Genomic DNA, 7,502 nt, shown 5'->3' with positions numbered 1-7,502 from the left:
GTGTGGCTGATGATGTAGTGGCGGATGGCTTGCGCGCCCAAGCGCTCGCGCATCACCTTGGCGGCTTCGAAAATGGCGAGCTCACTCTGGGCGTGGGCCGAGTAGACCGTGCCCATCACCCGCAGGGGGCGGGCTTCGTTGAGCAGGTCAATCAGCAGACGGCGTTTCGCCATTTCATCGAGCTGCGCGTAAGCGGGCTCGATGCGCGCCACGGCCAGTAGCTCGGCCACCACCGTTTCGTGCTGGTCCGAGCTTTGGCGCAAATCCACGGTGGCCAGATGAAAGCCAAAGACCTCGACCGCCCGAATCAGCGGGTGCAGCCGTTGCGCCACCAGCGCCGCGCCATGGTGCGCCAGCAACGAGGCCTCGATGGTGCGCAGGTCGGCCAGGAATTCTTCTGCCGATGTGTAGGCGTTTTGCGGGGCCACGGCGTGGCGCGCGGCGTCGCCGCCGGTCAAGTCCTTGAGGGTGGCGGCGAGTCGGGCGTAGACGCCGATCAGAGCGCGCCGGTAAGGTTCGTCCCTGCGGTGCTCGTTGTTGTCGGGCGAACGGTCGGCCAGGGCCTGCATGGCGGGCAGGCAGTCCACCAGCATGGTGGAAAGCGACAGTTCACCGCCCAGAAAATGCACTTCGGTCAGGTAGTGGCGCAAGGCCACATCGGCCTGGCGGCGCAGCGCGTGGGTCAGGGTTTGCGCGTTCACATTCGGGTTGCCGTCGCGGTCGCCACCAATCCACTGGCCCATGCGCAAAAAGCTGTGCACCGGGTGCTGGCCCAGCTCGCGTTCCAGATCGGCATAGAGCTTGGGGATTTCGCGCAAGAAGGTCGATTCGTAATAGCTCAACGCGTTCTCGACCTCGTCGGCCACCGTGAGCTTGGTGAAGCGCAGCAGCCGGGTTTGCCAGAGCTGCAGCACGCGGGCCCGCATCTGCTCCTCGTTGGCGGCCAGTTCGCGCGGGGTCAGGGCGTCCTTGTTGGCGTTGACCGACGCGGCCTTGACCTTGATGTCGTCGCGTGCCACCAGCAGCTGGGCAATGTCGCGCTCGGCGTCCAGAATGCTTTTGCGCTGCACCTCGGTCGGGTGGGCCGTGAGCACCGGCGACACAAAGCTGGTGGCCAGCGTGTCGGAGATTGTTTTGGGGGCAATACCGGCCCAGCGCAGGCGCGCCAGCGCCACTTCTATGCTGCCTTCCTGGGTGTCGCCGGCGCGTTCGTGGATGGCACGGCGCCGGATGTGATGGCGGTCTTCCGCCAGATTGGCGAGGTGACTGAAATAGGTGAAGGCGCGAATCACGCTGACGGTTTGATCGCCGCTCAGGCCCTTGAGCAGTTTCTTGAGCGCCTTGTCGGCCTCGTGGTCGGCGTCGCGGCGAAACGCCACCGACAGCTTGCGGATTTGCTCGATCAACTCGAAGGCCGCGACACCCTCCTGCTCGCGGATGACATCACCCAGAATGCGGCCCAGCAGACGGATGTCCTCCACCAGAGGGCGTTCGTTGTCCTTGGTGCGTTTGGCGGACTCGGATTTTGGAGCTTGGATCATGGTATTTTTGAAAGGATGGGGCGCGAAACGGCAGTTCGGGTCATGCTAGCATCCCCTGTTGGTCCAAGATTACAAACAGGTTACGACCTTAAGATAGCGCATATGAGCAATTTGACAATAGCAACACGCGAGAGCCGCCTGGCCATGTGGCAGGCCGAACACGTCAAGGCCCTGCTGGAGCAGCGCGGCCACCAGGTGAGCCTGCTGGGCATGACCACCCTGGGGGACCAGATACTGGACCGCAGCTTGAGCAAGGTGGGCGGCAAAGGGCTGTTTGTGAAAGAGCTGGAAGTGGCGCTCGAAGATGGCCGGGCCGACCTCGCCGTGCATTCACTCAAAGACGTGCCGATGGAGCTGCCCGAGGGCTTCACGCTGGCCTGCGTGATGGAGCGCGAAGACCCGCGCGATGCGTTTGTGTCCAACCGCTATGCGAATTTAACCAGTCTGCCGCAGGGCGCCGTGGTCGGAACGTCGAGCCTGCGCCGCATGGCCTTGCTGCGCGCCTTGCGCCCCGACTTGAAGATAGAGCCTTTGCGCGGCAACCTCGACACGCGCCTGCGCAAGCTCGATGACGGCCTGTATGACGGCATCGTTTTGGCGGCCGCCGGCCTCAAGCGACTCGGTCTGGGCGACCGTATTCGTGACGTGTTCGAGCCGGGCAGTATGCTGCCGGCCGCCGGGCAGGGTGCCTTGGGAATTGAGGTCCGCTCCGACCGGCAAGAGGTGATCGACGCGCTGGCACCGCTGGCGCACCAGACCTCCTGGCTGGCGGTGTCGGCCGAGCGCGCGGTGAGCCGGGCCATGGGCGGGAGCTGCTCCATGCCCTTGGCCGCATTTGCCACACTCACCGGCAACACGCTGACCATCGATGCCGCCTGGGGCGACCCTGAAGGCGTGCTGGCGTTGGTGTGCGTGAAGATGAGTGCGCCGGTGACCGACCTGGCCAGCGCCACGGCGCTGGGCGCGCGCGTCGCGGTCGATCTGAAGGCAGGCGTGGCGGCAATCGGCGGGTCCATTCTGGCGCCGCTTGCGCCCCAAGGCCAACCCTGAACCATGCGCGTCATCGTTACCCGCCCCGAGCGTGAGGCGCAACGATGGGTGCTCGATTTGTCAGCGCTCGGCCTGAATGCCGTGGCGCTGCCGCTGATCAAAGTCGGGCCGGTGGACCACCCGGCGAATCTGCTTCAAGCCTGGCAGCGTCTGGCTGACTACGTCGGTGTGATGTTCGTCAGTGGCAATGCGGTTGACCATTTCTTTGCATTAAAACCGCCTCTAGCCCCCGTATTCATTGCGCAATCAGCTATTAAAACAAGAGCATGGGCGACTGGCCCCGGAACTGCCAGGGCCTTGTTGCGCGCCGGCGTTGCGCCGGACCGGCTGGATGTGCCGCCGCTGGATTCCGGTCAGTTTGATTCGGAAGCCCTGTGGCGGCTGGTCGGCGCGCAGGTGCGAGCGGGCGACCGGGTGCTGATCGTGCGCGGCGGCGACGCGGCAGGCAGCGCTGGTGCCGGGCCGGGCATGGGGCGCGAGTGGTTTGCCCAGCGTGTCGCCGAAGCCGGCGGCCAGGCGGATTTCGTCATGGCCTACCAGCGCGGCGCACCTGAATTCAGCCCGCGTGACCGCGAACTGGCGCAGCAGGCGGCCAGCGATGGCTCGGTCTGGCTGCTCAGCAGCACCGAAGCGGTGGCCAACCTGAGCGCCTGGCTGCCCGGCCAAAGCTGGGCCGAAGCGCGCGCACTGGCGACCCATCCGCGCATTGCGGCCGCCGCCGTCCGGGCCGGTTTTGGCGTGGTTGGCGAATCACGCCCGACGCTGGTCGACGTGGTGGCCTCCCTCAACCTGGTGGGGCAGACCACAGTCTGAGCCGCAGACCAGCACCGCCCGCAACACTTTAAAATCACGCGATGAACTCCGACCCCAATGCCGAAATGCTGGTCTCCGCGGGAGGCGATGTGCCCGGTGGGGCGGCGCCTGCGCTCGCGGCCTTGGACGCCCCCATGGTCCCGGCCACGCCAAAGACCGTGCCGCGCGGGCTCATCATGGCCCTGGGTGTGCTGGCGCTGGTTGCCTTGCTGAGCAGCGGTTTTCTGTGGCAAAAACTCGCATCCATCCAGGAGCAACTGGCGCGCCAAAGCGCTGATGCTGGCGCCCAGTCCGTTGAGGCCCGTGCCACCGCCAAACAGGCGCAGGAACTGGCGCGCGAGACGGCGGCGCGGGTGGCTGTTTTCGAGGCACGTTTGAGCGAGGTCGCGCTGCAAAGAACACAGCTCGAAGAGCTGATGCAGAGTCTGTCGCGCTCGCGCGATGAAAACCTGGTGGTTGATATTGAATCCGCCATCCGCCTGGCGCAGCAGCAGGCCCAACTCACCGGCAGTGTCGAGCCCTTGCTGGCGGCGCTGAAAAGTGCGGACCAACGGGTGGCCAGAGCCGCGCAGCCGCGCTTGACCCCTCTGCAACGGGCCATAGGGCGGGACATTGAACGCATCAAGTCGGCCGCGGTGAGCGATACGCCCGGCCTGTTGGTGAAGCTTGACGAGCTGGTGCATTTGGCCGATGAGCTGGTGCCGGCCAATGCGGTGGCGGCGGCGAGCGCCACGGGGTCGCTCAAACGCCAGAGTTCAGAGACCGCGCCCATGTGGTGGCAACGCAGTCTGCAGGTGCTGCGTGACGAGGCGCGTGGTCTGGTGCGGGTCAGCCGCATCGAGCAGCCGGAGGCGGCGCTACTGTCGCCGGAGCAGTCCTTTTTCCTGCGGGAAAACTTCAAACTCAAATTGCTCAACGCCCGACTCGGGCTGTTGGCCCGGCAACTGGAGTCGGCGCGGGCGGATCTGGCGGAGGCCTCCCTGTCGCTCAACAAATACTTCGATGCAAGTTCGCGCAAAACGAAGACCGCCGCGACTTTGCTGCAGCAGGTGCAAGGACAGATGAAGACACTGCAATTGCCCCGCGTGGATGAAACGTTGGCCGCTCTTACCACCGCGGCGGCGGGTCGATAGACATGCGGGCCGCGCTGTGGTTTCTGGCGTTGTTTGGCATGGCGGTGGCGATCGCGCTTTTTGCCGGCAATAACCAGGGCACGATCACGGTATTCTGGCCACCTTACCGGGTCGACTTGTCTCTCAATCTGGTGGTGCTGCTGCTGGCCCTGTTGTTTTTCACCGTGCATGTGGCCTTGCGCGCGCTGGCCGCCTTGTTTGCGATACCGGGGCATGCGCGCTCCTGGCGCATCCAGCACCAGGAACGCGGCATGCACATCGCTTTGCTCGATGCCCTCTCGCATTTGATGGCGGGACGCTTCATTCGGGCCAGAAAAGCGGCTGAAGTGGTGCTGGCACGGGAGACGGCGATGACGCGCAGCGGTGAAACACTGGCCTATTCGGGGCGCTTGCGTGCTCTGTCCCACCTGCTGGCTGCCGAAAGTGCCCAGGCGTTGCAGGACAAAGCAGCCCGTGAAGAGCATTTCCATCAGGCACTGGAGCAAGCGTCACGGCGCGATGCGCAGGAAACCCGCGAGGGCGTGCAATTGCGGGCGGCCCGCTGGGCGCTTGAAGACCAGGACGCCCAAGGCGCGCTGCAATGGCTGGACGATCTGCCGCAAGGCGCCTCGCGGCGAACCATTGCCTTGCGTTTGCGCCTGACCGCCGCGCGGATGGCGCGTCAGACGCTGCCGGCGCTGGAGACCGCACGTCTGTTGGCCAAGCACCGCGCGTTTTCTGAAGTGGCCGCCCAAGGAATTTTGCGTGGCCTGGCCATGGAATTGGTGCTGACCGCGTACGACCCGGACCAGTTGCAAACTGTGTGGAGCCAGCTTGATGCGGCGGAACGGCTGACGCCCGAGGTTGCCCTCGAAGCGGCCCAAAGAATGCTGAAGCTGGGCGGCGATGTCGACGTCGCCCGCACCTGGTTGCTGCCGATCTGGGAGCGCATGGTGGCGCAGCCGGAGGCTTTGACGGACGCGCAGCGCATCCATCTCATTCGGGTTTTGGAAAGTGGTTTTGCGCTGACCTCCGGTGCGCCAGAAGCAGCCTGGCTGACCCGGATCGAGAAAGCACAGATGGCCAATCCAGCCGACTCGACCTTGCTGTACCTGGCGGGAATCACCTGCATGCGGCTTCAGCTGTGGGGCAAGGCGCAACAGCTGTTAAAGCAGTCACTGCCGAGATTGCAGGATGCCGGTCTGGAGCGAAATGCCTGGACCGCGCTGGCCGAGCTGGCCGAGCGGCGGGGCGATATTGTCGCTTCGACGCAAGCCTGGAAAAACGCGGCTCAGACGCCAACAACGAGGTGACGCGTCCGGGATTCAGGTCTATCATAAGGAACCTATGAGTACATTGATTGAACACATCCTTAAGCTGACCGACCACCGGGATCGGGATCTGCTGGAACTCACGCTGTCCAAGGCACTGATTGATCTGCTTCCGATCCAGCGCATCGTCATTGCCCGTGTCATGAATTTCGAGGGTGAACAGCGATGGCTTGAAGTGGCCCGTCTGGATGCGATGGGCGGCGGCAAAGTCGTCGACCCCATGCGGGTGGACTTCTCGACCCTGCTGCGCCTGGACGATGCCCCAGACCGGCTCAAGTGCCTTCAGCGTCGTGAAACGGTTGAAATCGCCTGGGCTGGCGAAGAGGGACCACGCATCAACATGCTTCCCCTGTTTTCTGATTCACGCAAGGACGACGAAGGTGTGATCGAAGTTCACTCGAACGCCACGCTGACCGAGAATGAGCTTCTGACGATAGAGCAATTGCGTCGTATTTACCGCAATATGTACTCCCTGCTGGAGTACAGCGACCGCGATGCGCTGACGGGTTTGCTGAACCGCAAGTCGCTGGATGACGCTTTTTACAGCGCGGTGCTCGAAGAGCTCGACGGTGTCACCGGCGAGGCCAGAACGGCGGGGTCGCCCAAAGGCCAGGACCAGGAACGTCGCCACCGTGTGCCGGCCAATTACTGGCTGGGCTCGGCCATCATTGACAACTTTGGTTTGATCAACGACAAGCATGGCCACCTCATTGCAGAAGAAGTGCTGTTGCTGGTGGCGCGGGTGATGAACAACACGTTTCGCACCTATGACCGCATTTACCGTTTCGGCGGCGAACATTTTGGCGTGTTGATGCACTGCCCGGACGAAGCCCTGGTGCTGGCAGCGTTCGAGCGCTTTCGCGCCAACGTCGAGAAGTTCAATTTTCCGCAGGTCGGCCGCGTCACGGTCAGCTGTGGTTTTACCAGTGTGATGGCCGATGATTCCCCCAGCAGCGCGCTTGAAAAAACCGAGCGTGCGGTTGACTTTGCTCAGCGGAGTGGCCGCAACAAGGTGTCCAGTCACCTCGGTCTGGTTCGTCGGGGATTCTTTGGTGAAACGCCGAAGGTCGGCGGTGTCGATATTTTTTGACCCCGGGTGACGGATACAAAAAAAGGGCACTTCAAGTGCCCTTTTTTGCGGCTGCCCGTGAGAGCAGCGGCTTGTTTTACTGCGCCCCTGTTTCCTCAAAAGGCAGTGTCATATTGCGCAAATCGCGTTTGGTTTCCACCAGGACCAGCGGACCCCCGTCCACGTGCACCACGGCCGGCCGTTCGCGTGGCACGTGAATGGCCTTGGGCTCGGCGGCAATCGCCGCCTGGACTGCGGCAATTTTTTCCGCGTTCGAGTTCACCCAGTTCAAGCCGGAAGTCTGGGCCACCTGGGCCAATTCATCCAGGGGCAATACAAACGACTGCAGTGGGGGCATGCCGCTTGGCGCCGCAACCGGTGCAGGAGCAACTGGTGCCACAGGCGCTACCGCAACCGGAGCCGCGGCAGGCCTGCGCACGGGCTCGGGTGCAGCCGGTGCCAGTGCGACCGGTGCCGCTGCAGGCGCCTCGGCAACCAGGGTCACGGGTGCCGCAACTGCCTCCATGGCCGGTGCTTCGGTGCTGGTGGTGAAATAGGACCTGCGGGGTTCTGCCGCCGCATCTTC

The 7,502-nt window shown here is 63.8% G+C and carries 6 protein-coding genes and 1 pseudogene; 5 read left to right on the top strand and 2 right to left on the bottom strand.

Annotation, left to right across the window (positions count from 1 at the left end; genetic code table 11):
* Window positions 1-1,541, bottom strand: a 1,541-nt coding sequence (locus tag B3V69_RS06710; protein ID WP_296444966.1) for a phosphoenolpyruvate carboxylase, incomplete at its 3' end; no start/stop codon positions are given.
* 102 nt (window positions 1,542-1,643) lie between these two features.
* On the opposite strand from B3V69_RS06710, the gene hemC reads away from it, so the two are divergent.
* The 5 genes from hemC to B3V69_RS06685 all read left to right on the top strand — a co-directional run bounded on the left by hemC (window position 1,644) and on the right by B3V69_RS06685 (window position 6,937).
* Window positions 1,644-2,591: a hydroxymethylbilane synthase gene (gene hemC, locus B3V69_RS06705; RefSeq protein WP_296444964.1), complete on the top strand. Its 948-nt coding sequence runs from the start codon at window positions 1,644-1,646 to the stop codon at window positions 2,589-2,591.
* A 3-nt stretch (window positions 2,592-2,594) separates the two neighbouring features.
* Window positions 2,595-3,404: a uroporphyrinogen-III synthase gene (locus B3V69_RS06700; protein WP_296444961.1), complete on the top strand. Its 810-nt coding sequence runs from the start codon at window positions 2,595-2,597 to the stop codon at window positions 3,402-3,404.
* 65 nt (window positions 3,405-3,469) lie between these two features.
* The gene (locus B3V69_RS06695) at window positions 3,470-4,537 is read left to right on the top strand and encodes a uroporphyrinogen-III C-methyltransferase (RefSeq protein WP_414707477.1); all 1,068 of its coding nucleotides are present in this window, start codon (window positions 3,470-3,472) and stop codon (window positions 4,535-4,537) included.
* Between the two features lie 2 nt (window positions 4,538-4,539).
* Complete coding sequence (locus B3V69_RS06690; protein ID WP_296444959.1) at window positions 4,540-5,829, top strand: heme biosynthesis protein HemY; 1,290 nt, start codon at window positions 4,540-4,542, stop codon at window positions 5,827-5,829.
* A 34-nt stretch (window positions 5,830-5,863) separates the two neighbouring features.
* Entirely contained in the window at window positions 5,864-6,937 is a 1,074-nt protein-coding gene (locus B3V69_RS06685) for a GGDEF domain-containing protein (protein WP_296444957.1), read from the top strand.
* A gap of 76 nt (window positions 6,938-7,013) precedes the next feature.
* On the opposite strand, the pseudogene B3V69_RS06680 reads toward B3V69_RS06685, so the two are convergent.
* Window positions 7,014-7,502, bottom strand: a pseudogene (locus tag B3V69_RS06680) (ribonuclease E/G); the annotation flags it as partial.

It is taken from the genome of Rhodoferax sp. UBA5149 (assembly GCF_002413825.1).
Lineage (GTDB): Bacteria > Pseudomonadota > Gammaproteobacteria > Burkholderiales > Burkholderiaceae_C > Rhodoferax.
This window is presented reverse-complemented; position numbering and strand designations above follow the sequence as displayed.

Bases quoted from the DNA above. Each gene is read 5' to 3' on its own strand.
- B3V69_RS06695 (WP_414707477.1), top strand. From the start codon at position 3,470: ATGCTGGTCTCCGCGGGAGGCGATGTGCCCGGTGGGGCGGCGCCTGCG.
- hemC (WP_296444964.1), top strand. From the start codon at position 1,644: ATGAGCAATTTGACAATAGCAACACGCGAGAGCCGCCTGGCCATGTGG.
- B3V69_RS06685 (WP_296444957.1), top strand. From the start codon at position 5,864: ATGAGTACATTGATTGAACACATCCTTAAGCTGACCGACCACCGGGAT.
- B3V69_RS06690 (WP_296444959.1), top strand. From the start codon at position 4,540: ATGCGGGCCGCGCTGTGGTTTCTGGCGTTGTTTGGCATGGCGGTGGCG.
- B3V69_RS06700 (WP_296444961.1), top strand. From the start codon at position 2,595: ATGCGCGTCATCGTTACCCGCCCCGAGCGTGAGGCGCAACGATGGGTG.